The following is a 22,816-nucleotide window of genomic DNA, read 5'->3' on the forward strand; positions in this document are numbered from 1 at the left end:
CGCAGTCCCACCCACCACTTCAGTCACACAGTGGTGATCAGATCGCTTGCGACGCTAGCATCGCAGTCATGGCCACAGTGACGGTTCGACACCTGGACGACGAGGTCCGCAGACTGCTGCGGATCCGTGCCGCCACGAACGATCGGTCGATGGAGGCGGAGATCCGGGACATCCTCACCCAGGCCGTCACCCTCCCCGACCACCACAGCCGAGCTCCACGAGGCCCATCGTCACGCACTCAGGTGAGCCCTCGGCATACGGCTGTTGATCAGGGGCTTGACTCGCTCACCCCGCGGGAACACACCGTCGCGACCCTGGTCGCCCAGGGGCTGAGCAACCGGCAGGTCGCGACCCGGCTCTATCTGTCCGAGCGCACCGTCGAGTCGCACGTGAGCGCCGCCCTGGCCAAGCTCGGGCTCCGGAGCCGCTCCGGCATCGCCGCTCGTCTCGTCGCTGCGCTGACAGATCGCTGATTCAGAACCTCTCAGTGGTTCCACGGATGTCGAGCGTGTCACGGGGGCCTAGGTTCTTTAGCACGTGCCGGCAGCCGGGGGCTGGCCCCGACGAGCACGGCCGATCAAGGGGAGAACCAACATGTCACTGCCGAGAACACGCGGGTCGCGGGAGGGCAGGTCAGCACAGCGCTGGCTGGCTGTCACCGTGGGAGGGGTGCTTGCCGTCAGCGGCACCCTGGCGAGCGGAGTGGGTGCCAGCGCGGCGCCTCCGACACCACACTGGCCGATGGTCGACCCGGTCGACAAGCTCCAGCCGGACGTCGTGGACGAGCTCGACGATCACGGGCGTGCCACGGTCCTGGTCCGGTTTGACGCGCGACCTGACATGGGCTCGTTTGCCGCCATCACGGACTGGGACGCCAGGGGCCAGGCGGTCTATGACGCGCTGACCAGCACGGCCGAGACCAGCCAGGCGACGACCCGTGCCGCGCTCGACGACGCAGGGGTGACCTACGACAGCCACTTCATCAGCAACTCGATCCTCATCCAGGGTGGTGACGAGGCGCTGCTGACCAGCGTGGCCTCCAACGCCGGAGTCGAGGGCATCTACCTGCCCACCGACTACGAGCTGCCAGAGTTTGACCCGGCTCCTGCAGACAGGGGCCCGTCGGCGGTCGAGTGGGGCGTCGCGGACATCAACGCGGACGACGTGTGGTCCGACTTCGGGGTGCAGGGCGAGGGCATCGTCATCGCCAACATCGACACCGGCGTCCAGTTCGATCACCCGGCGCTGGTCAACCAGTATCGCGGAAACAACGGTGACGGCAGCTTCACCCATGACTACAACTGGTTCGACGCCGCCGGCGTGTCACCGGATGAGCCGTCCGACGGCGACGGCCACGGCAGCCACACGATGGGCACCATGGTCGGCGACGACGGAGGGGACAACCAGATCGGTGTCGCTCCCGGCGCGACCTGGATCGCGGCCAACGGCTGCTGCCCCTCGGACGAGGCACTGATCACGTCCGGTGAGTGGATGCTGGCGCCGACCAAGCTGGACGGGTCCGACCCGGACACCACGATGCGCCCCAACATCATCAACAACTCCTGGGGCTCCACGCTGCCGAGCAACGACCCGTTCATGGAGGACGTGATCGAGGCCTGGGACGCCGCAGGCATCTTCAGCATGTGGGCCAACGGCAACAGCGGTCCCGCCTGTGAGTCCTCGGGCTCGCCGGGCAGCCGGATCATCGCCTACTCCGTCGGCAACTACGACGTCGACCACGACATCGCCGACACGTCGGGCAAGGGCGCTGGCCAGGACGGGGAGATCAAGCCCAACATCTCCGCCCCCGGCACCGATGTCCGCTCGTCCGTGCCAGGCGGTGGCTACGCCAACTACAGCGGCACCTCGATGGCGAGCCCGCACGCCGCGGGCGCCGTCGCGCTGCTGTGGTCAGCGGCACCAGACCTGATCGGTGACATCGAGGGCACCCGTGCCCTGCTGGACGGCTCAGCCATCGACACCGAGGACCTGACCTGTGGCGGCACCGCCGAGGACAACAACGTCTTCGGCGAGGGTCGCCTTGACGCCCTCGAACTGCTCGGCTCGGCACCGATCGGTGACACCGGCGAGGTGGCCGGGACGGTCACTGATGCTGTCACCGCCGATCCGATCCCGGGCGCGACCGCCACCTTCGCCGGTGAGCGCGAGCGCGCAACCACGACGGCCGCCGACGGCACCTACGGCCTGCGCCTCGGCGCCGGCGACTGGGACACGACCGTCAGCAAGTTCGGCTATCTCGAGGACAACGCCACCGTCACCATCCCCGCGGACGACACCGTCACCCACGACGTGGCGCTGGACCCGGCACCCGCCGGCACGCTCAGCGGCACCGTCACGGACGGGTCCGGTCAGGGATGGCCGCTCTATGCCCGCATCAGCGTGGAGGGACAGGACTCTGCAGCGACCTTCACCAACCCCGAGACCGGCGCCTTCACCCTGGAACTGCCGGCCGGCACGCACGCGGTGCGCGTGACCTCGCAGCTCCCCGGCTACCTCGCGGAGGTCCGCGACGTGGAGATCACCGAGGCCGGTGACACCACCGAGGACTTCGCCCTGGGCGTCGACCCGGTCAGCTGCTCGGCGCCTGGTTACACCGCCACCCTGGACGGGCTCTCGGAATCCTTCGACGACTACGCCCTGCCAGAGGGATGGACCCTGGAGGACCTCGCTGGTGAGGGCCACAACTGGGAGTTCGAGGACCCGTATGGCTTGGAGAACGAGACCGGCGGTGAGGGCGGCTTCGCCGTCGCCAACAGCGATGCCTACATGGACTCGGTCTGGGACGCTCTGCTGGTGTCACCCCCGATCGACCTCAGCGGGCAGACGGACCCGACCCTGATCTTCAAGAACTCCTACATCACCTTCGGTCTCGGCTCGGCCTCCGCCGAGGTGACCACCGACGGTGGAGCCACCTGGACGCCCGTCTGGGAGCAGACCAGCGACAGCCAGGGTGAGGTCCGGGTGGACCTGCCCACAGCCGACGAGGTCCAGGTGCGCTTCCGCTACATCGCCAACTGGGACCTCTACTGGCAGGTGGACGACGTCTTCGTCGGCAACCGCACATGTGACCCGACCGGTGGCGGTCTGGTGGTCGGCCACGTGCAGGACGACGTGGACGCCGCCGCGATCAACGGCGCCAAGGTCACCTCGGTGGACAACACCGACGACTCAGGCATGAGCCGCGAGACCCCTGCCGACGAGCAGCTGGACGACGGCTTCTACTGGCTCTACTCCTCACTCGAGGGCACCCACCCGTTCGAGGCGACTGCCACCAACCGCACCAGCACCACGCAGGACGTCGCAGTGGTCGCCGGTGACGTGACACGGGCCGACTTCGTGCTCGGCGCGGCGGCCCTGGAGATCGACCCGACCTCCATCGAGACGACGGTCGAGCTCGGCGACTCCGACACCGCTGCCCTGTCGGTCACCAACACCGGAAGCGGCAGCGCTGAGCTCACCTTTGGCGAGGCCAAGGGCGGGTTCGAGATGCTGCGCGCCGATGGCACCACCCTGACGATGGAAGAGGTCGCAACAGCTGAGGGCGCTCCTCTCGTGAAGCGCGACATCGACTACTCCGTCAGTGCCTTCGCCCCCGGGCAGGTCGACGCGGACGCGACGACGCCTCCACGGCCGAGTGACGAGCCGTGGACCGACCTCGCGCCGCTGCCGACCCAACTGCTCGACAACCGGGTCGTCAACCTCGACGGCGAGTGGTACTCGATCGGTGGCTCGGACGGCATGACGTCCTTCACCAACGTCTTCCGCTATGACGCGGCGGCGCTGGAGTGGATGCCGGCCGCCGACCTCCCGGCCCCGGCGCAGTTGCCGGTGGCCGCGGCGGTGGACGGTCAGATCGTCGTCGCCGGCGGCTGGCAGGACGGCGACCCGACCGACGAGACCTGGATCTACGACCCCAGCAGCGACAGCTGGGCTGCCGGGGCACCGCTGCCGACAGCCATCACGTCCGGTGGTGTGGCCGTGATCGACGGCCTCGTCTATTCCATCGGTGGCTGCACCACCGCAAACTGTGACCCCATCGTCGACACGGTGCAGGTCTACGACATCGGTGCCGACACCTGGACCGCGGTCGCCCCGTTCCCGTCGGAGATCGCCTTCCCCGCCTGTGGCGGGCTGGAGGACATGGTCGTCTGTGCCGGTGGTCTGGACGTCAGCCAGGCGGAGACGGACTCCACCTATGGCTATGACCCGGCCAGCGACTCCTGGAGCGAGTTGGCAGCCGCCCCGGCGACGCTGTTCGCACCGGCGACGGCAGCAGCCAACGACCAGTTGCTCGTGATCTCTGGCGTCCAGGACGGCAACATCACGAATGCCTCGTGGGCCTACGACCCGGCGGGCGACAGCTGGTCGGCGCTCCCGAACGCCAACGAGGCGGTCTATCGCGGTGGAGCTGCCTGCGGCTTCGTCCGCGTCGGTGGTGACCTGGGTGGCTTCATGCCGACCGACTCTGCAGAGATGCTCCCGGGTTACGATGATTGTGCTGGTGGGGCCGACGTCGAGTGGCTCTCCCTGGACACCACGGAGGCCGTGCTCGAGCCAGGTGACACCCTCACGGTGACCGTGACCACCGACAGTTCGGTGGTCAACCAGCCCGGCGCCTACACCGCGGGAGTCACCATCAAGGGCAACGTGCCCACCAAGCCCGAGCCGGTCGACGTGACCATGAACGTCACGCCGCCCGCCACCTGGGGCAAGGTGCTGGGCACCGCCTATCTCGAGGCCTGCGACGGCACCCAGACCGCGGGTGATGGCATCGGCATCGATGTCGCACCGGTCCGCGATGTGGGTGACGGCTGGGTGATCTACACCGACACCGAGGGCAACTACGCCCGCTGGATCAACACCCAGCTGGGACAGCTCGAGATGACGGCGACGCTGCCCAACTATCGCCCGGACTCCCACCTGGTCGATCTGATCCGGGGCGGCTCGGTCACCCAGGACTTCTCGATGCTCAGCGTGGAGTGCCAGGAGAACCCGGAGCCGGTGCCGCCGGAGATCGTCCGGGTCGACGGCGTGGACCGTTATGACACCGCCGCCCGCGTCTCCCAGCAGTTCGCGCCGGGCGTTGACACGGTCTATATCGCGACCGGTGCCGACTTCCCCGACGCGTTGGCTGCTGCCGCACGCTCCGGCAGCCTGGACGGACCAGTCCTGCTGGTCCGGCCGGACTGGCTGCCGGGTGTGACCCGCGTCGAGCTGGACCGTCTGGCCCCGGCCAACATCGTCCTGGTGGGTGGACACGAAGCAGTCTCCACGGAGGTTGAGCAGCAGCTGCGCGACTTCCTGCCGGAAACTTCGATCACCCGGCACGACGGCATCGACCGTTACGCAACAGCCGCGCTGATCTCCGGTGACTTCGAGTCGGCCGAGGTGGTCTATGTCGCCACCGGCCACGACTATCCGGACGCCCTGGCCGGCGCGGCCCGCGCGGGCTCACTGGACGGGCCAGTGCTGCTGGTGAAGACGGATCGGGTCCCGCACACCACGGTGGCCGAGCTGGAGCGCCTCGCTCCGGAGCGCATCGTGGCTCTCGGTGGCCCCGTCGCGATCTCTGACGGGGTCGTCAACCGGCTGGGTGACTTCGGGTCGGTGGAGCGAGTGGCGGGCGACAACCGCTATGAGACCGCCGCCGAGATCGCCGCCGACTGGGAGACCTCCCAGGACATCTACGTGGCGACCGGAGAGAACTGGCCGGACGCCCTGGCCGGCGCCGCGCGAGCTGCCACGACCGACTCGCCGGTCCTGCTCGTCAAGAGCAAGACCATCCCGGCGGCCACCTGGGCCGAGCTCGAGCGGCTCGACCCGGGCAGGATCTTCGTCCTCGGAGGTCCCCTGGCCATCGCTCCTGAGGTCCTTGACCGCATGAGGACCCTGGAGTAACACCTCTGCGGGGCGCTTCCCCGAGCGCCCCGCAGAATCCCCACCGCACCGCCACCCGGCACACCAGCTGGGTGGCGGTGCTGCGTTGTGGAGCGCGCGAGTGGTGTCGGCCGCACCACACCGCTCGCTGTTGAGGCGTTGCAGGCCGCACCACACCGCTCGCCGCTGAGCGCCCGGCAGAATCAGTCCTGCGGGGACTCCGGCATGCGACAAGAACACCAGGACCTAAGGCACCGGTCCAGAGGTGAGGGTCTCGCGCAGGTGAGCCTCGTCATACGGCGACGCGGGGAGACTGGTATTCCTGGTGACGCGGTTGACGCACCAGCCCGGAGGTGACGACGGGTTGTGCAGGTTCGGTGAACCTAGCCGGCAGAGTGCACGGGCGGCAGGTCCTCGAACTCCTCGTCGAGGGCCAGCGCGTGGCCATCGAAGGGAAGCTCCTCGACCGACGTCTGACGCTGCTCGGAGCCGGCCGCCTCGCTGCGCGGCTCCGCGCGCCGGGGGGCACGAGCCTTGAGGGTGTAGGTCGGGGGAGGCACGGGAACCGGTGCCCAAGTGCCCGGCTCGGCCTCCGCGGCCGGTGCCAGGGGCTCGATCACGGTGGGCTCAGCCTCGGTGGCGGCGCCCGGCGTCACGGGTTGCTCGACAGCTTCGACGTCGTAGAGCTCGGTCGTGCGAGCCGAGACCGGAGCGCTCTCGCGGGCCCCTGATGGGCCCGTCTGCGCCACGGAGGCTGCGGGTGCCGGCGTGGCCGAGGGCCCTGGCGCTGCAACAGCCACCGGGCGACGACGCGGCGCGGCTCGACGGTCTGCAGGACGCCCAGCACGGTCGTCGCGCTCACCCGCAGGACGTGAGGTGCCTGTCCGGCGTGCTGCCGGGCGAGCGACACCGACCCGCACTGCAGGGGACGCAGCCCCGCGGGCGTCCGAGCGCAGGGACGACGTGGCCCGGCGGCGCGTGGACTCAACAGAGAACCGCACGAAGGTCACGGCGAGCAGCAGCGTGGCAACGCCTGCCAGTGCACCCCACCAGGACGTGCCGACCACGGACACTGTGACGCCCGCGACGAGGGCGATCACACCGACGAGCAGAGCGACCGCCCGCAGGGTCGCCGCCGACGGGCGCTGCCGCAGACGCGCGGCAGGGCCATGCTGCGGCGTTGCCGGGGCCCCACGACGGGCGCGCTTGACGACCACATCGGGGTGTGCCGGTCGAGTCAGGGACAGCGAATAGGAACGCTGCTTCGGGGTGGAGATGTCGGCGCGCGGCATGCTCTGCCGACGCTCAAGCACCCGCATCGCCTCAGAGAATCGGTCAACAGACCGTGCCGTGGCGACATGATCCCGGCGGCGGATCCAGTGCTGGATCAAATAGGCAGCCCACACGGCGAGGATCACCACGAAGATCAGACTGTTGGGCACTCCTGAACTCTACGGAGCGCGGGAGGGCTTACTCGGGAGTTCTCTTGCGTGTCGCGGAAGTGACTGGTGTGACTGGCGAGTCTGTCACCAGTGGGAAAGCACAGATCGGGCCATCCTCGTCCCCGCACTCACGCGCTCGGTGGTGTCCATCCTCAGTCACTCACGCGCTCGGTGGTGTCCATCCTCAGTCACTCACGCGCTCGGTGGTGTCGATCCTCAGTCACTCACGCGCTCGGTGGTGTCCATCCCCAGTCACTCACGCGCTCGGTGGTGTCCATCCTCAGTCACTCACGCGCTCGGTGGGTTGGGCCGGCGCAGCCGGTCCACGAGGCGCTCGGCGCCCAGCTGCTGGTCGGTGATCGCAAACTCCACGTGGTCGTGCCAGGCGCCGTCGACGTGCACCAGGCCGGCCCGAAAGCCCTCGTCCGGCAGCTCCAGCCGCCGCGCCACGGCCAGGCTCGCGGTGTTCTCCGGGCGGATCGCGACCTCGACCCGGTGCAGCCCGACGTCGTGCAGGGCGTGGTCGATCAGCATGGCCAGCGACCAGGCGGCCAGTCCGCGGCCGGTGGCGCGATGGTCCAACCAGTAGCCGGCCGACGCCGTCCACCGCGAGCCCCACACGATGTCAAACAGCTGCATCTGGCCCACGAGCAGCCCGTCGGCCTCGATCACAAACGGCAGCACCCGGCCCTCCCCGGCGGCGCGATCCAGCAGCCTGCGCAGCCGCGTGAACCCGATGGGCGCCTCCGGTCCGGTGGGCACGGTGGCTTCCCAGGGCCGCAGCCAGTCGACGTTCTCCTCGCGCATCTCCAACCAGCGGGCGCGGTCGTGTCGGGTCAGGCCCCGCAGCACGATCTCGACCCCGTCGGCACGCACTTCCTGCAGCCGGACCGGCCAGGTGATCACGGCCGTGTCCAGTCCCCGGAACGTCCGCCCGACTTGGCCACGACCATGACATCGGTGATGACGGCCAACTTGTCGACCGCCTTGATCATGTCCACCATGGCCAGCGCGGCGACGCTGACGCAGGTCAGGGCCTCCATCTCGATGCCCGTGCGGTCCGCGGTCCGCACGGTCGCCTGGATCTCCACGCCGTCATCGACGACGGTCAGGTCCACCTCGACGGCGTGCACGGCGACCGGGTGGGCAAGTGGCACCAGATCCGGGGTCTTCTTGGCAGCCTGTATGCCGGCCAGTCGGGCAACGCCGAGCGCGTCACCTTTGGGGGCGGTCCCCTCGCGCAGGGCTCGCACGGCCTCCGGCGACAGTCGCACCCGCCCGGTCGCGGTCGCCTCGCGGGCCGTGATGGCCTTGGCGCTGACATCCACCATGTGTGCCGTGCCGTCGGCGCGCAGGTGTCGCAACGGCTCGCTCACCCGCGGTCCTCGCGGCCGGCCTCCGCAGCGTCAGTCTCCGCAGGGTCAGTCTCCGCAGCTTGCGCAGCGTCCCGCTCCGCGACGACATCGGCCTCGATCTCCCACAGCGGCCGCAGCGGCAGGACGCGCACCTCAGAGCCGGTCGCCACCTGCGTGGCCTCGGCCGGGATGACCGCCAGCCCGTCAGCCAGGGCCAGGCCACCGACCAGGTGGGAGCCCGGCCCGCTGACCGGCTGGGCGGCATAGGCGCCACTGGTGTCGCGACTCAGCGAGACCCGGTGATATTGCGCGCGGCCCTCCGGCGAGTCCCAGCCCTGCAGCACCACCGCGGGCACGGTGACGGGCTCATAACGCTGTCCGGCCAGGGCGGCCAGGGCAGGACGCACAAAGACCTCGAAGCTGACCAGCACGCTCACCGGGTTGCCCGGCAGCGTGAACACGGGCACCTTGCGCTTGCCCAGCAGCCCGAAGCCCTGGGGTTTGCCGGGCTGCATGCCGACCTCGGTGAACTCCATCGACCCGACACCGGTGAGCACGGACTTCACCGGGTCATAGGAGCCACCCTTGCTCACGCCGCCGCTGGTGACCACCAGGTCGGCGTGGGTCAGGTGGTGATCGATCTCGGCCTTGATCGCCTTCTCGTCATCGGGCAGGTGGCCGGCAAACACCCCGAAGTGGCCCGCCGCCCGGACGAGCGCGGCCAGCATCGGGCCGTTGGAGTCATGGATCTGTCCGGGCCCCACCGGCTCACCCACCGGGACGAGCTCGTTGCCCGTCGACAGGACGACGACGCTGAGCTGGCCGGTCGCGCTGACCTCGGCGACACCGGCAGAGGCCAGGACGGCCAACTGGGCGGGGCCGATCCGGGTCCCGGCCCGCAGGATCACCGAGCCAGCGCGCACATCCTCCCCCGCTGGCCGGACGTTGGCACCCGCCTCGACGGCCGCCTTGATCATGACCTCGCGCGGGTGGCCGTCGGTGTCCTCGACACGCACGACCGCGTCGGCGCCCTCCGGGACCGGGGCGCCGGTCAGGATCCGCCAGGCGTGGAAGTCGCGGTGGGTGCGCGGCGCCCCGTCACCTGCAGCGATGTCCCCCAGGACCGGCAGGACCCTGGGCTCCTCGGGGGTGACGCCGGCGATCTCACTGGCACGCACGGCATACCCGTCCATGGCGGAGTTGGCGAACCGCGGCAGGTCGACCGGGCTGCTCACGTCCTCGATGAGCACCAGGCCGTGGGCCTGGCTCAGCGGCACGGTCGTGGCCGCCACCGGGGTGAGTTGGGCGAGCACCGCCTCCAGATGCTCGGCGACCGTCCTCACGTGGCGTCCCCGCGCACGAACCCGTCGAGCCAGGCGGAGAAGTCGGCGCCCAGCTCGGGGTGCTCGCGCCCCAGCCGCACGACCGCCTTGAGATAGTCGAGCCGGTCGCCGGTGTCATAACGGCGTCCGCGGAAGACGACACCGGTCATGCCGGCACCCTCCCCCTCCGCGCCCGCGAGCTCGAGCAGCGCGTCGGTCAGCTGGATCTCGCCGCCGCGGCCGGGCGGGGTGTGCTCCAGCACGTCGAAGACCCGCGGGTGCAGCACATAGCGGCCGATCACCGCGAGGTTGGAGGGCGCCTCGTCCACCGGGGGCTTCTCCACCATCCCGGTGATGCGCACGACGTCCTGGCCCTCATCGGCCGGGTCGATCGCGGCACAGCCATACAGGCTGACCTGGTCGCGGGGCACCTCCATCAGGGCCACGACCGAGCCGCCGCGCTGCGCCTGCACCTCGATCATCTGCTCCAGCAGGTGGTCGCGCTCGTCGATCATGTCGTCGCCCAGGAGCACCGCAAACGGCTCGTCCCCGACGTGCGAGCGCCCGCAGAGCACCGCGTGCCCCAACCCCTTGGGCACCCCCTGACGCACGAAGTGGACCTCCATGCCGGTGCTGGCGTTGACCCGGTCGAGGCGCTGCTGGTCGCCCTTGGCCTCCAGCGCGCGCTCCACCTCGGGGTGCCCGTCGAAGTGGTCCTCGATCGCCCCCTTGCCCCGCCCGGTGATCATGAGCACGTCGGACAGCCCGGCCCGGACCGCCTCCTCGACGATGTACTCGATCGCAGGGCGGTCGACGACGGGCAGGAGTTCTTTGGGCACGGCCTTGGTCGCGGGCAGGAACCGGGTGCCGAGGCCGGCCACCGGGATGACTGCCTTGCGCGGGCGCGCGATGGGCTCGCTCATGGCCCACACACTAACGGTCCACGCGCGCGGGGTCAGGTCGGGGACAATGCGGGGCATGGATGACGTGCGGGCTGCCAAGAAGGAGGCCAGGTCGCGGGTGCGGTCCCGGCGACGCGAGCTGGTCGAGGCTCAGGGGGCGGCAGGGCGCGCGGCCCAGTCCACCGAGCTCGCCACGGCCTTCCTCACCTGGGCGCAGGAGTATGCCGCGGGGCTGGGTCGAGCAGACCTCGCCGGCCTGGTCGTCACGGCCTTTCGTCCGCTGGCCACCGAGCCCCCTGTCGGTGAGCTCGTGCAGGCGCTGCTGGGCGAGGGCGTGCAGGTGTTGCTTCCCGTCACGGTGCGCGACAGTCACGACCTGCAGTGGGTCGCAGCCACCGAGGCCACCGGTGACGGAGACCCGGACCAGGTGATGCACGGGGCACGGCTGACCGGTGACGAGCTGGGCCCGGATGCGCTGCTCGGGGTGGACATCGCCCTCATCCCCGGGCTCGCCGTGGACCCGCAGGGATGGCGGCTGGGTCAGGGCGGTGGCTACTACGACCGGGCTCTGGACCTGGTCCGGCCAGGGGTGCCGGTCATCGTCGCCCTGCACGACCACGAGTTCCCGAGCCACGCCGCCCCGGACCTGGAGGTGCCGCACGCGCCCCACGACATACCGGTGGGTGGTGTGCTGACCACCCACGGGGTGACGCGCCTGACCTAGTCAGGGGTTCAGGATCAGCGTGTGGAGCGCCTCTTCCTCGACCGCCGCCCGGCTGTGCGCCCACGGGAAGGTCTCGTTGGCCAGCCAGGCCGAGGTCTGGTCGTTGTAGTTGGGGTGGAACGGGTGCCCGGAGTTGCCGCCCAGGTTGACCCAGGTCGAGGCGTCCAGGTCGCCCAGGTCGACCACCATGCGCATCGAGGGCCCCGACGTGACCCGGAAGCTGTTGGAGCCCGCCTCCCAGTTGAAGGCGTTGACCAGCGATGATCCGCCCGGCGTCGGGAAGGGTCCCTCGTTGAAGGCCCACCGCACGATGCCCGGGATGTCGTCGCCGCCGAGCACCTCGTGCCGCATCGGGACGTTGTGCAGCTCGCCCCAGGACCACGACTCGGGGTCCTTGCTGCTGCGCTTGGTCAGGTCCAGGCGCGCGTTGATCATCGCCTGGCGCAGGATCTCGTCACGGGTCTCGACCACCCCGGCCGTGCGCTGGTCGTCCCACCAGTCGTCCTCGGGACGCTCCAGCAGGTTGGTGATGACCAGCATCCAGCGAGAGTTGCCGTCCGCGGACAGGTCGGCGGGCAGCTCGTCGTCGAACGTGAGGTCGAGGATGTTGGCCCAGACCGCGTAGTAGTACATCGCGGCCGCGGACTGCTCACCCTCGACCGGCGCCGTGCGGTCCCAGTCGGCCAGCATCTGCTGCGGCTCGCGATAGAAGTCGGAGTTGGGCACGTCCACCTCCAGCAGCGCCGGGACGAGCTCGTCGGCGAAGGCGTTGCGGGTGTCCCCCTGGATCTCGCGCATGTCGTCGGCTGTCAACGGGCCCTCGGCCGTCTTCTCGGCGATCAGGTCGGTGATCCGTTGGGAGCGATAACCCTTGTCGGACTCAGTGGTCAGGAACGGGCGGCTGCCTGCGGTCACGGCCTGGTTGGCCGTGACGATGACACCGTCATCAGGGTTGAGGGCGTGGGGCATCTGGCTGAACGGCACCCAGCCCTTCCAGTCATACGCCGGCAGCCAGCCCTGGGCCGGATAGAACCCGGGAGGGGCGCCGTTGGTGCTGGTCTCGCGGATGGGGACCAACCCCGGCGCCTGATAGCCGATGTTGCCCTGGGTGTCGGCATAGACCAGGTTCTGGCTGGGCACCGCAAACTTGCGGGCGGCCTCGCGGAAGGAGTGCCAGTCGGTGGCCGTGTTGAGCATGAAGACCGCGTCAGCAGTGCGGGTGACCTCCAGGCCGGTCCACGCCATCGACACGTCATAGGAGGTCAGCGACTCGACCCCGTTGATCGGGGCCGTCTGACCGGCGGATCGCACGGAGCCGATCACGTCGGACAGGATCGGTCCGTGGCGCGACTCACGCACGGTGATCTCGATGTCGTCACCGCCGGCGACCTTGATCACCTCGGTGCGCTCTTCGAGCGGTTCCCAGGCGGTCGCGCGCCGGACCTGACCGTCCTCGTTGATCTCCTCGAGATAAAAGTCGGTGACGTCCGGGTCGAGGTTGGTCAGCCCCCAGGCGATGTCACTGTTGTGGCCGATGATCACGCCGGGGAACCCGGCGAAAGTGAACCCGGTGACGTCGAACGGGCAGGCTGCACTGACCTCGCGGCAGTGCAGGCCGGCCTGCATCCAGATGCCCGGTTGGGTGATGCCCAGGTGCGGGTCGTTGGCCAGCAGCGGCATCCCGGACTCGGTGTGATCCCCGGAGACGACCCAGGAGTTGGAGCCGATGCCCGCCCCCTCACCGAGCAGGTTGGGCACCGCGTCCATCGCGCTCAGCGCACTGTCGTAGGCCGCCGCCACCTCGACCGGGTCCGGTCCGCCGCCCTGCGTGCCCTGCTCGCTCTTGCGCTCCGGCGCCGGCGCTCCCCTGCCGGTGCTGGGCTCGTCGCCGCGGGTGCCCTCATCCGCCGTGGTGTCGGCCTCCGGCTCGGGCTCCCACTCGTCCTCGGAGAGGATCGGTGCGTTCGTGTCGTAGGGATAGTCGGGATAGAGCGAGGCGAGCTGTCCGCGGGACAGCTCTCCGACGAGGCGCGCACGGGCGAGCTCGTCGGTGTAGTTGCCGCGCAGGTCCCAGGCCATCGCCTTGAGCCAGGCCAGAGAGTCCACGTCGTCCCAGGGCCTGATCCGATAGTCCGGGACGCTCTGTCCGAGCACGACATACTCCAGCGCGACCTGCGAGGGCGAGCCCTTGTCCGACAGGTAGGCGTTGACACCGGCGGTGTAGGCGGACAGATAGCGGCGCGTGTCCGCGTCCAGCTTGGGGAGCTCCTGCTCCGCGACCCGGCGCCAGCCCATGGTCCGGATCACCTGGTCGGTCTCCACCCCGGGCTCGCCCACCAGCTCCGCCAGCCGGCCAGCCGTCACGTGGCGGCGCAGGTCCATCTGAAAGAACCGGTCCTGCGCAGCCGTGAACCCCTGGGCCATGAACAGGTCCTCGGAGGTGTCGGCATAGATGTGGGTGATCCCCCGGTCGTCACGCAGCACCTCGACCTCGGAGGACAGGCCCGCGAGGGTCAGCTCACCGTCACTCTGGGGGAAGGACCGGCGCACCAGGCCCACTCCCAGGACGAAGGCGGCCACGATCACCAGCACCAGGGCCGCGGCCAGTGGGACGAGGACGCGACGCAGGAGACTTCGGGGCACGCTCCGAGCGTAAGCCACCGAATCGGTCCGGACGCGCATCCGACGTACAATCGTGCACCGTGCCGACCTATTCCTATGCCTGCAAGGACTGCGACAACGCATTCGACATCCAGCAGGCCTTCAGCGACGACTCTCTGACGGTGTGCCCGGAGTGCGGCGGTGCGCTGCGCAAGCGCTACGGCTCGGTCGGTGTCGTGTTCAAGGGGTCCGGCTTCTATCGCACCGACTCGCGCAAGGGTGCGGTGTCGGCCTCGAGCGGCGACTCCTCGGGGAGCAAGTCCTCGGACAGCTCCTCAAAGGACTCCTCCAGCAGCTCCTCGGACACCAAGTCCTCGAGCAGCAGCTCGTCCACACCCAGCACGTCGACGAGCTCGTCGTCCACAAGCTCCTCCTCGAAGGCAGCCAGCGCCTGAGAGGCTCCCTAGCCTCATCGGGTGACCAGACCTCCACGACTGCCCCCACGACTGCCACTGCGCGGGCGCGACCGGCGCTCAGTGTGGCGTCGGGGTGTCGCGCGCAAGACCCTCGCCGCGGCACTGCTCGGCACAGCGGTGTATGCCGCGACGACGGCTCTGGCGCCCGCCTCACCTGATCCCGGGTCTGCTGTGCTGGTGGCCGGTTCGGATGTCTCCGTCGGCGCCACCCTGGGGCCGGAGTCGGTGCGCACGGCCCGGGTCCCGGACCATCTGGTCCCCGACGGTGCCCTCACTGACTCGGCCGAGGCGCACGGTGCGGTCACGACCGCGCCGTTGCGGGCCGGGGAGATCCTGACCGACGTCCGCATCGCGCCGGACGGGCCGCTCGAGGGGCTGGAGCCCGACCTGGTGCTGACCCACCTGCCGCTGTCCGTCCCGGAGTTGGCCGGGACATTGCACCCCGGGCTGCGGGTCGATGTCCTCACCACCGTGGACGGCACGGTCCTGGCGCAGGACGTCCTGCTCGTCCAGCAGGTGTCGGGCCCGGAGGCCAGCAGCGAGGCGCTCAGCTTTCTGGTCGCGGTGACGTCGAAAGAGGCGAGTCGACTCGCGGTCGCCGGCAGCAGCGACCAGCCCGGAGCGGGCCTGACCGTCGTGCTGCGGCGCTGACCGACGGCCGTCGAAGGCCCTGCGTTTCCTACTCAACAGTCATGTCGCATCACGACACAACGGGCCACAAACTGTGATCTTGTGCCACCCTGCGCTATCGTCTCCGTCGCCCTGCGCCAAAGGCGGCTCAGGATTCATTGGCATTTAAGCGTCCAGGAAAGGGCGCAGAACTCGGAGGAATCATGCTCCAGGGCTTCAAGGATTTCATCATGCGGGGCAACATCGTCGACCTCGCTGTCGCGGTGGTCATCGGCACCGCATTCGCTGCAGTGGTTGACGTGGTCGTGAGCAGCCTGATCACGCCGCTGCTCAACGCCATGGGTGGTGCTGAGGCCAGCGGCCTGGGCTTCCACGTCATCAGTGGCAACCCGGCCACCTACATGGACTTCGCGGCCATCATCAATGCCGTCATCGTCTTCCTGCTCACCGCTGCCGTTGTCTACTTCGTCATTGTTGTCCCGATGAACAAGGTCAACGAGCGCATGGGCTTTGGCAAGGAGGAGGAAGAGGCTCCGGCCGAGGACGTCGCTCTGCTGACCGAGATCCGCGACCTGCTCGCTCGTCGCAACGGCTGACCCAACTCGTTGCGCACAACCAGCTGCGTGCCGCACTGAGCAGCAGCGCCTGATTCAACGCCCACGGGCCCGACTCCCTTCTCGGGGAGGCGGGCCCGTGTCGTTGTCGGTGCCGGCAACCTGTCAGCGAGGGTGCGCGGCGGGTCTCGCTATCCCCAGTGGGGCGGACGCTGCGCTCGCCACCACTGGTCGGTGCCAACCTCCTGGCTGGGCCCGTCCCCCCCGGAGCCCTGCTCGTCCAGGTCACCGTGCGGCTCGGTGAAGTCCGGGGTGTCCTCTGGGTTGGCGTTGGTGGCGGGAGCGATGACACGGCGGTGTCGGCGCCGCTCCGGCACCTCGTCATGCGTCATCGCTGTCGCTGCGCTGAGGCACGCCTGGCGAGGTCGACGAGTCGGGCCACCTCGCGGGCCGGGTCGCGGAAGACATCCGTCGTCCAGACCTGCACCGGAGTCCACCCCAGCTGCCGCAGATGCAGGATCCGGTTGTAGAGCCGGTCGGCGTCCGGCCCGTCGGGGTCCGGGTGGGCGTCGGTGTCGATGGCCAGCAGCGGACGGTTCCGGTCGTCGGGGTCGTCGACCACGAGCTCGATCCTCTGCGGCCCGCTGCCAAAGCCCAATCGGACAGTCAGGTTCTCGGCGCGCAACCGCTGGGCCAGATCTGCCACGAGCGCCGGAGCCTGTGGTGCGGAGTCCTGTGGTGCGGAGTCCCGTGGTGCGGAGTCCTGTGGTGCGGAGTCCTGCGGTGCGGGGTCCCGTGGTGCGGAGCCCGGCTGCTCGGGGTCGACTGCGGCGCGTGCAACGGTCGCCCGGACAAGGTCGAGACCGGGCGAGGCGGGCAGGTCGCCCAGGGGGCGGTCACTGACGACCACGATGGAGCGGCGGGCCGCGTTGAGCGCGGCCGCTCCCCAGGCCTGCGACAACTGGTCCCGGCCGGTCAGGACAAGCACCAGGCGATCACGCACATCGCCCGCTGCCCGCTCCACGGTGCTCAGCACGAATGGTTCGGCGACGTCCTCGCGGAACGACGCGACCAGGTCCGCCTCACCTGCCACCCGCTCCCAGAGGAGGGTCTCGGCGTGTGGCACGAGGGCAGCATCATCAACCACCACGCCGAGGGAGTGGCGGGGGCTGCGCCGAGCGTGATCGAGCACGATGTCGACCATTCGGGTGATGGCCTCATCCTTGCCCTCTGCCTCCACGACGGCGATCCGGGACTGGCGCAGGACTCCGGGATAGCCGGTGACCGCGGAGCCCGGACGTCGGGGCAACATCCGGTCATCGAGGGACCGATAGTGCGTGTCCAGGTGTCGCACCGGCAGAACCCTGGACGCCGAGCTGAGGAGGGACTCACCTCCAGCGGGGGCTGGGTCCTGCGCCGCGTCGGCGACTCCCGCGACGGGCAGGCCCGGCAGCCCGCCGGAGTCGCCGGCGATGAGCACGGTGGCGCCTCGGGTCAGGGCTGGCACGGCGTGCGCGAGGGGGATCTGCTGCGCCTCCTCGATCACGATGAGATCCAGCTCCGTGTCCGTCGGGATCGTCGCCGGGACGGTCAGCGGGCTGGTCAGCCAGCACGGCCTTAGTGCCCGCACCAGATCCGGCGCAGCCTGGATCAGGTCGATCGTCCGCAGCGGCGGCCCTGCCTCGACCACTGCTCTCAGGGCGTCTGCCTGCTCTGGGTGGGCTGCCAGCACGGCGCTCACACGGTCGCGAGCAGCGTGGACCACAGCACTGCGCGCAGCCTCGGCCCGGGCCTCTTCCTGGCGCTCAAGCAGGGCCACGACCCCGTGCAGCTCGGCCCCCGTGGCCTGTGGCGTCTGCCGGGCCATCTGGTCGTGCACAGAGGCCCAGAAGACCAGGTCAGCCTCAGCCTCAACGTCGTCTTCTGCCACGCCGCGCTGTGCCAGGTCATCGACCAAGCGGCCCAGCCCCCGATCCCGCAACGGTTGCAGGTCACCGTGCACAGCCGCCACCACCGGCAGCCGGTCCGCCTGGGCGTCCAGGCGCACCAGACGCTCGAGCACCAGATCCAGGTGCGTGGTCTCAAACTCGCGACCGTGCGTCGTGGTCTGGAGCACCTCGGCCAGCCAGGTCAGGTCGCTGTGGATCCCCTCGAACTCTGCGGCGGCCTCTTCCCAGCCCCTGGGCGTGCTCGGTCGGGCCGCCCGGCCAGCGAGAGATTCCCACTCAGAGCGTTCTTGCAGTGCGTGGGCGAGCCGGTCGCCCACGTCGGGCGGGGGTGTGCCCGGGCGCAGCAGACTGCGTGCCTGGCGACGCAACCTCGTGCGCGCAACCGTCGACAGTTTGTCGGCACTCCCCCGCGGTTGCTTGGTCGTCGCGCGGACGAGGTCCTCCAGCGGTGACTCATAGACCTCGGGGGTGAAGACGTCGAGCGTGTCCCGGACCTGACGGAGCAACTCAAAGATCCGGTTCCACTGCTGCAGGTTCACCGGTGCAGGCAGTCCCACGGCCTTGGCCAGTGCGTTGACGTCCTCGCGTGCCTGGGAGAAGCGCCCACCGACATGGTCAGCCACAAGCGCTGCAGCGCGCTCCGCGTCCTGGTCGGTGGTGATCTGAGCACCGAACCATGGGTCCTCCGCACGACGCTTCCAGGCACCGGCGCTCACGGCTCGGGTCAGGGCCTCCCGGATCTCACTCATGCTGTCGGGGGTGAGACCGGCGAGCACATCGCCCTCCAGCCGCACGTGTGAGGCGGGCGAGCGCTCCAGGGCTGCGAGGCGGGCCAACACCTCGTGCGTCTCGGCGAGCGTCACGCCCCAGGGCTCACGACGTCCGTGCAGATGCTCCTGGTGCTCCGCGAGCACCACGAGGGGGTCCTCGGTCACGACGGGAGCGGCAGAATCACTGGTCATGGGCTGCTCGCTCTGATGGCGGTCCAGCGCGTCGACCAGGGTCGCCCCAGCGCGTCGCGCAGCGGCCGCCGTCTCCCGCAGGTCGAGAGCCAGATCACCGAGGCCGATGCTGCGTAGTCGCTCCTGGACGTCCTCCAGCGCTCGCCGCTGCTCAGCGGCCACCAGCACCGAGCCACCCTCGCCGACGGCTCGTGCCACGGCGTTAACGATGGTCTGCGTGCGACCGGTCCCCGGTTCCGCGTCGAGCAGCACGGACTGACCCTGGGCGAGCACGTTGAGAACGTCCCGCTGGGCACGATCGACCGCAAGGACCGTCGCGGCCCGGGGTCGGTGGCCCTTGGCGGGCGCGACGTCCTTGCCCGACTTCTCCTGCGCCTCCGCCAGGGACACCAGCAGCGGTCTGCGTGCCAGCGTCTCCACGGGCCCGGCCAGCTCCGCGACCAGTGGGAGCTTGGCCAGGGGATAGGTGCTCAGGACGAGTTGAGGACCAATGCCAAACTCGGAGAGACCGCCGCACAGCGCCTCGAGCCGGTCATAGGTTGGTCGCGGATCGAACCCGTGTCGTCCGCTGCTGGCCCTGGCCAACTCGTGCCCGTCCAGCTCGATCCCACGCTCGCCCCGGAGGTAGTGCTCGAGGGCAGGGTTGAAAATGACGTCTGAGTCCAGACGCAGCACGAAGTCGCGACGCGAGGCATCCGTCGGGCGAATGCGGGCCCCACGGAGCAGGACGGGTGCACGCGGGGGGATGGGCGCGCGTCGCAACTGCCACGAGGCCATGCCCACGGCCAGGAACAGCGTGCTCAGGCCGTACTCGCGCTGCAGCTCCACTCCCTTGGCGCGGATGGCGCTCACCCGACGTCGCGCCTCGGTCAGCGCCATGGACTCTCGCACCAGCTCGGACAGGAGAGTGTTGTGTCCTGCCAGGAGCTTGGCGACGCCACCGGGGTGAGCGACAGTCAGATCGATCGTGCCAGTGGGCAACTCGCGATGCCACATCAGCGTGTTGCGTCCGCCGAGTTCCGCGAGCTCTGAGCGCCATGCGTCCTGCGCGGTCTCGAGCGCCGTCGGACGCTCCTCGTCAGAGGTCGCGTCGACGCGTGGGCCCTGGGCGTCGACTGGTTGGTTCACGGTGCCAGGTTAACCAGTGTCGCGGGGTGGTTCTGACAGACACGGGTGGTCCCGACCTCGCGGTGCTCACTCCCGCCCGATGATGCTGGCGGCGAGGGTCTCGATGAGCCCGTCGAACTGGTGACCGCCGGCCTGGTAGTGCCAGGTGCGCGAAGGGCACGACGTCGTCATCCGTGCAGTGGTGCAACGAGATTGAGCTGGCCGGCTCTGGACCCTCGAACTGGTAGTCCGGCACGCCCCATCCGCTCGGGCTCCAGTCCGGCATCGCCAGCAGGACCGCCGCGCGCAGTGGAGACTGTTCCTGTGCCAACACCTTGAGCAGAATCGAGGCGCCGAACGAATGGCCGACGATCACGTCGCCGCGCTCCACCCGGCCGAGTCCGGCACCTACGGTCGCCGACCATGCGGCATACGACATGTCCTGGTCAGGGAGGCGCGGATAGTCCACCGAAGCACGCAGAGCCGACCCCAACCCCTCAGCCAGGCCCCGATCCTCGTCGAAGCCACCCGCGCCGTGGAAGAAGAGGAGCCGCATGCCCCTCAGGATAGGAGTTGTCCCGTGCGCCGCGATAGGCTCGCCCCCGGCGATCGGCCCGGAGGCAGCACCATCCACCGGGCCATCGACCTCCCCGCCCTCGTAGCTCAGGGGATAGAGCACCGCTCTCCTAAAGCGGGTGTCGCAGGTTCGAATCCTGCCGGGGGCACTCTGTCCAGTCGCGACATCGTTGACACGGTGTCCAGGTTCAGGACATTGCGTGGGTTCACCGGCACGAGACGCTTGATCGGCTCGCTGGCCAGAACCGTCACAAACGCCTGCCGATCTCAGCTAGCACTACATCCCCCAAGAAGCAGGGTTCCACGTCCTCTCCGGGCCTAGGACCTTTGCGCACTGTTACAGTTAATGCAGTTAATTTCACTTGTTCCGTTTGGAGGTTGGGATGTCCGAGGTTCTCGCCGATGACGTTCAGACACTGCGCACTGCATTGGCTGGTGCGGGCGACAAGGTCAGCGTGACGTTGGAGTTGTCTCGCACGAGCGCCGAGAAGGTCCTCACATTGCTCGATGCCGAGCGCACCACAGGCGCGGTCGTGGTCCCGATCAAGGAGTTGTTCACCACCACCGAGACGGCCGCGATGCTCGGCTTGTCGCGTCCGACCTTGATGAAGCTGGTCGATTCCGGGGAGATCGATCACGTGAAAGTCGGCACTCACCATCGGATCCCGGCCGAGGCGATCCTGAAGTTCCAACGCGCTCGCCAGGCACGTCGTAGCAAGGCGGCCGAAGCGCTTGCCGAGTTCTCCAACGAGATTGGCTTCGTCGATTGACGATCAGCATCGTCCTGGCTGACGCCAACATCCTGCTCTCGCGAACACTGCGCGACTACTTCCTCTACGCCGCCGACGCAGGTGGCATTGAGATTCACTGGAGCCAGCAGATCCTCGATGAGATGTCGCGCAACTTGCGTGCAAAGTTCGGGTTCACCCAGGCCGACACCGACCGGCTCGAAAACTTGATGAACAACTACATCGAGTACGCGCTCATCGAGGTCGATCCAGACGATCTTGCGAGCGTTCAGGTCGTCGAGATGGACCCCAAGGACCGGCACGTCCTTGCCGCTGCGATGAGCGTCGACGCGGACATTCTGCTCACGGAGAACACTCCGCACTTCCCGCAGAAGTGGATGTCCGAGCGCAGTATCGACCTCCTCGATGCGGCGACACTGTTGACCCGATTGGCCGTGAGGTTCCCTGACAGGATCCGAGCAGCCCACGATCAGACTGTCCGGTTGTCGCGCAAGCCCGAAATGGAGATCCTGGACGTTCTGGGGCAGATCATTGGCGACAGGGCGATCGAAGTCATCCGAGACCTCGTCCAATCGGCGGAGGACGAGTCTGGCCCTGACGTCGAGGGACCTGAAGGTGGGATGTGACCACCGGCCACGACTCACCACACCCCCGAAGGCACACTGAACAGCGACTTTAGGTTCGCGACCGCCTGGCCTTGCTCAGCACGCAGACCTCCCTGGTCGGATCGAGGACCTCAGCCGTCCTGCGCCCCTCCTACGCAGCCTGCACCAAAAGGGTTGCATCCCGCCCCAGGAGCGCCCGCGACGCAGATAAGGAGCCTCTCCCACTCAACGGCATGCTCGGCGGAGCCTTCAGGCGGTGTGGGCCAGCTCTCGCTGTGGAGCGATCGGCACCTCGAGCTCGGCGAGGAGCTCGCGCACCCGGCTCTCGATCTCCGCCGCGATCCGACGCGCGGCAGGGAGGTCCTGGGCATAGGGGTCATCGATCTCCCAGTGGATGGTGCGCCGACCGACCAGCGGGGCGTCCTGGCAGCCGATGAGGACCAGGATGTCCGCCGCGTCCAGCACGTCTTCCTGGACCTCCGACGGGAGCGGGTTGACCAGGTCGATCCCCCGCTCAGCGAGCACCGTAGACGCGTGCGGGTTGAGGCGCCCGGTGGGACGCAAACCACCGGAGCGCGCCAGCACCCGCCCGCCGGACAGGTGCTCGGCCAGCGCCGCCGCCACCTGCGACCTGCCCTCGTTGCGCTCACACACGAACAGGACCTTGGGCAGCGGCGACAGGGTGCGCCCCTGAGAACGTGCCAACGTGGCCAGCTCGTCGCGAACCGCGTGCTCGACGAGGGCGGGGATGAACTCAGCGTGCTTGCCTCCGGCCTCCAAGCTGGAGCGCTTGCGGTCCACCAGCACTGCGATCTCGGCGGCGTCAAACCCATCGGCGTAGCGCTCGGTCAACTCCTCAAGCACCCGTGCCATCGCGTGCCGGTAGGCACTTCTGTGCAGCTCCATCGCTCTCACCCCTGAAGGTAAACATCTGGTGAACACCAAGTGTACGCCAGAGTCGCAG

At 69.1% G+C, this 22,816-nt stretch carries 17 protein-coding genes, 1 tRNA gene and 1 pseudogene; 9 read left to right on the forward strand and 10 right to left on the reverse strand.

The window, feature by feature from the left end:
• Positions 1–68 precede the first annotated feature (68 nt).
• Positions 69–473, forward strand: coding sequence for a FitA-like ribbon-helix-helix domain-containing protein (locus NF556_RS18185; protein WP_252592610.1), 405 nt, complete (start codon positions 69–71; stop codon positions 471–473).
• A gap of 121 nt (positions 474–594) precedes the next feature.
• Entirely contained in the window at positions 595–5,919 is a 5,325-nt protein-coding gene (locus NF556_RS18190) for a cell wall-binding repeat-containing protein (protein WP_252592611.1), read from the forward strand.
• Positions 5,920–6,281: 362 nt separating this feature from the next.
• Here the strand turns inward: NF556_RS18190 and NF556_RS18195 are convergent, their stop codons facing one another.
• The 5 genes from NF556_RS18195 to galU all read right to left on the reverse strand — a co-directional run bounded on the left by NF556_RS18195 (position 6,282) and on the right by galU (position 10,940).
• On the reverse strand, positions 6,282–7,340 hold the full coding sequence (locus NF556_RS18195) for a DUF308 domain-containing protein (protein ID WP_252592612.1): 1,059 nt from the start codon (positions 7,338–7,340) through the stop codon (positions 6,282–6,284).
• A 288-nt stretch (positions 7,341–7,628) separates the two neighbouring features.
• Entirely contained in the window at positions 7,629–8,246 is a 618-nt protein-coding gene (locus NF556_RS18200; protein WP_252592613.1) for a GNAT family N-acetyltransferase, read from the reverse strand.
• Positions 8,243–8,716, reverse strand: a complete 474-nt coding sequence (gene moaC, locus NF556_RS18205; protein ID WP_256829360.1) for a cyclic pyranopterin monophosphate synthase MoaC — start codon at positions 8,714–8,716, stop codon at positions 8,243–8,245. Before moaC ends, NF556_RS18200 begins: the two co-directional genes overlap by 4 nt.
• Entirely contained in the window at positions 8,713–10,038 is a 1,326-nt protein-coding gene (locus NF556_RS18210) for a molybdopterin molybdotransferase MoeA (RefSeq protein WP_252592614.1), read from the reverse strand. Before NF556_RS18210 ends, moaC begins: the two co-directional genes overlap by 4 nt.
• Entirely contained in the window at positions 10,035–10,940 is a 906-nt protein-coding gene (gene galU / locus NF556_RS18215; protein ID WP_252592615.1) for a UTP--glucose-1-phosphate uridylyltransferase GalU, read from the reverse strand. Before galU ends, NF556_RS18210 begins: the two co-directional genes overlap by 4 nt.
• A gap of 55 nt (positions 10,941–10,995) precedes the next feature.
• On the opposite strand from galU, the gene NF556_RS18220 reads away from it, so the two are divergent.
• On the forward strand, positions 10,996–11,643 hold the full coding sequence (locus NF556_RS18220) for a 5-formyltetrahydrofolate cyclo-ligase (protein ID WP_252592616.1): 648 nt from the start codon (positions 10,996–10,998) through the stop codon (positions 11,641–11,643).
• Here NF556_RS18220 and NF556_RS18225 read toward each other — a convergent pair whose 3' ends face one another.
• On the reverse strand, positions 11,644–14,286 hold the full coding sequence (locus NF556_RS18225) for a penicillin acylase family protein (protein WP_252592617.1): 2,643 nt from the start codon (positions 14,284–14,286) through the stop codon (positions 11,644–11,646).
• Positions 14,287–14,345: 59 nt separating this feature from the next.
• Between NF556_RS18225 and NF556_RS21495 the strand changes: the two are divergent.
• Positions 14,346–14,486 (forward strand): annotated as a pseudogene (locus tag NF556_RS21495) (FmdB family zinc ribbon protein); the annotation flags it as partial.
• Between the two features lie 14 nt (positions 14,487–14,500).
• Here NF556_RS21495 and NF556_RS21500 read toward each other — a convergent pair.
• Entirely contained in the window at positions 14,501–14,668 is a 168-nt protein-coding gene (locus NF556_RS21500) for a hypothetical protein (protein ID WP_332460662.1), read from the reverse strand.
• A 52-nt stretch (positions 14,669–14,720) separates the two neighbouring features.
• Here NF556_RS21500 and NF556_RS18235 point away from each other — a divergent pair, with 52 nt between their 5' ends.
• Complete coding sequence (locus NF556_RS18235) at positions 14,721–15,371, forward strand: SAF domain-containing protein (protein ID WP_252592619.1); 651 nt, start codon at positions 14,721–14,723, stop codon at positions 15,369–15,371.
• A 182-nt stretch (positions 15,372–15,553) separates the two neighbouring features.
• Positions 15,554–15,946: a large conductance mechanosensitive channel protein MscL gene (gene mscL, locus NF556_RS18240; RefSeq protein ID WP_252592620.1), complete on the forward strand. Its 393-nt coding sequence runs from the start codon at positions 15,554–15,556 to the stop codon at positions 15,944–15,946.
• 149 nt (positions 15,947–16,095) lie between these two features.
• Here mscL and NF556_RS18245 read toward each other — a convergent pair whose 3' ends face one another.
• Complete coding sequence (locus NF556_RS18245; RefSeq protein ID WP_252592621.1) at positions 16,096–16,296, reverse strand: hypothetical protein; 201 nt, start codon at positions 16,294–16,296, stop codon at positions 16,096–16,098.
• On the reverse strand, positions 16,293–19,943 hold the full coding sequence (locus NF556_RS18250) for a DUF4011 domain-containing protein (protein ID WP_252592622.1): 3,651 nt from the start codon (positions 19,941–19,943) through the stop codon (positions 16,293–16,295). Before NF556_RS18250 ends, NF556_RS18245 begins: the two co-directional genes overlap by 4 nt.
• A 631-nt stretch (positions 19,944–20,574) precedes the next feature.
• On the opposite strand from NF556_RS18250, the gene NF556_RS18255 reads away from it, so the two are divergent.
• The 3 genes from NF556_RS18255 to NF556_RS18265 all read left to right on the forward strand — a co-directional run bounded on the left by NF556_RS18255 (position 20,575) and on the right by NF556_RS18265 (position 21,873).
• A tRNA-Arg gene (locus NF556_RS18255) sits at positions 20,575–20,647 on the forward strand.
• A 234-nt stretch (positions 20,648–20,881) separates the two neighbouring features.
• Complete coding sequence (locus tag NF556_RS18260) at positions 20,882–21,268, forward strand: helix-turn-helix domain-containing protein (RefSeq protein WP_252592623.1); 387 nt, start codon at positions 20,882–20,884, stop codon at positions 21,266–21,268.
• Positions 21,265–21,873, forward strand: coding sequence for a PIN domain-containing protein (locus tag NF556_RS18265; RefSeq protein ID WP_252592624.1), 609 nt, complete (start codon positions 21,265–21,267; stop codon positions 21,871–21,873). Before NF556_RS18260 ends, NF556_RS18265 begins: the two co-directional genes overlap by 4 nt.
• 228 nt (positions 21,874–22,101) lie before the next feature.
• Here the strand turns inward: NF556_RS18265 and NF556_RS18270 are convergent, their stop codons facing one another.
• The gene (locus NF556_RS18270) at positions 22,102–22,758 is read right to left on the reverse strand and encodes an arsenate-mycothiol transferase ArsC (protein ID WP_252592625.1); all 657 of its coding nucleotides are present in this window, start codon (positions 22,756–22,758) and stop codon (positions 22,102–22,104) included.
• Positions 22,759–22,816 lie beyond the last annotated feature (58 nt).

The organism is Ornithinimicrobium faecis (genome assembly GCF_023923225.1).
GTDB lineage: Bacteria > Actinomycetota > Actinomycetes > Actinomycetales > Dermatophilaceae > Ornithinicoccus > Ornithinicoccus faecis.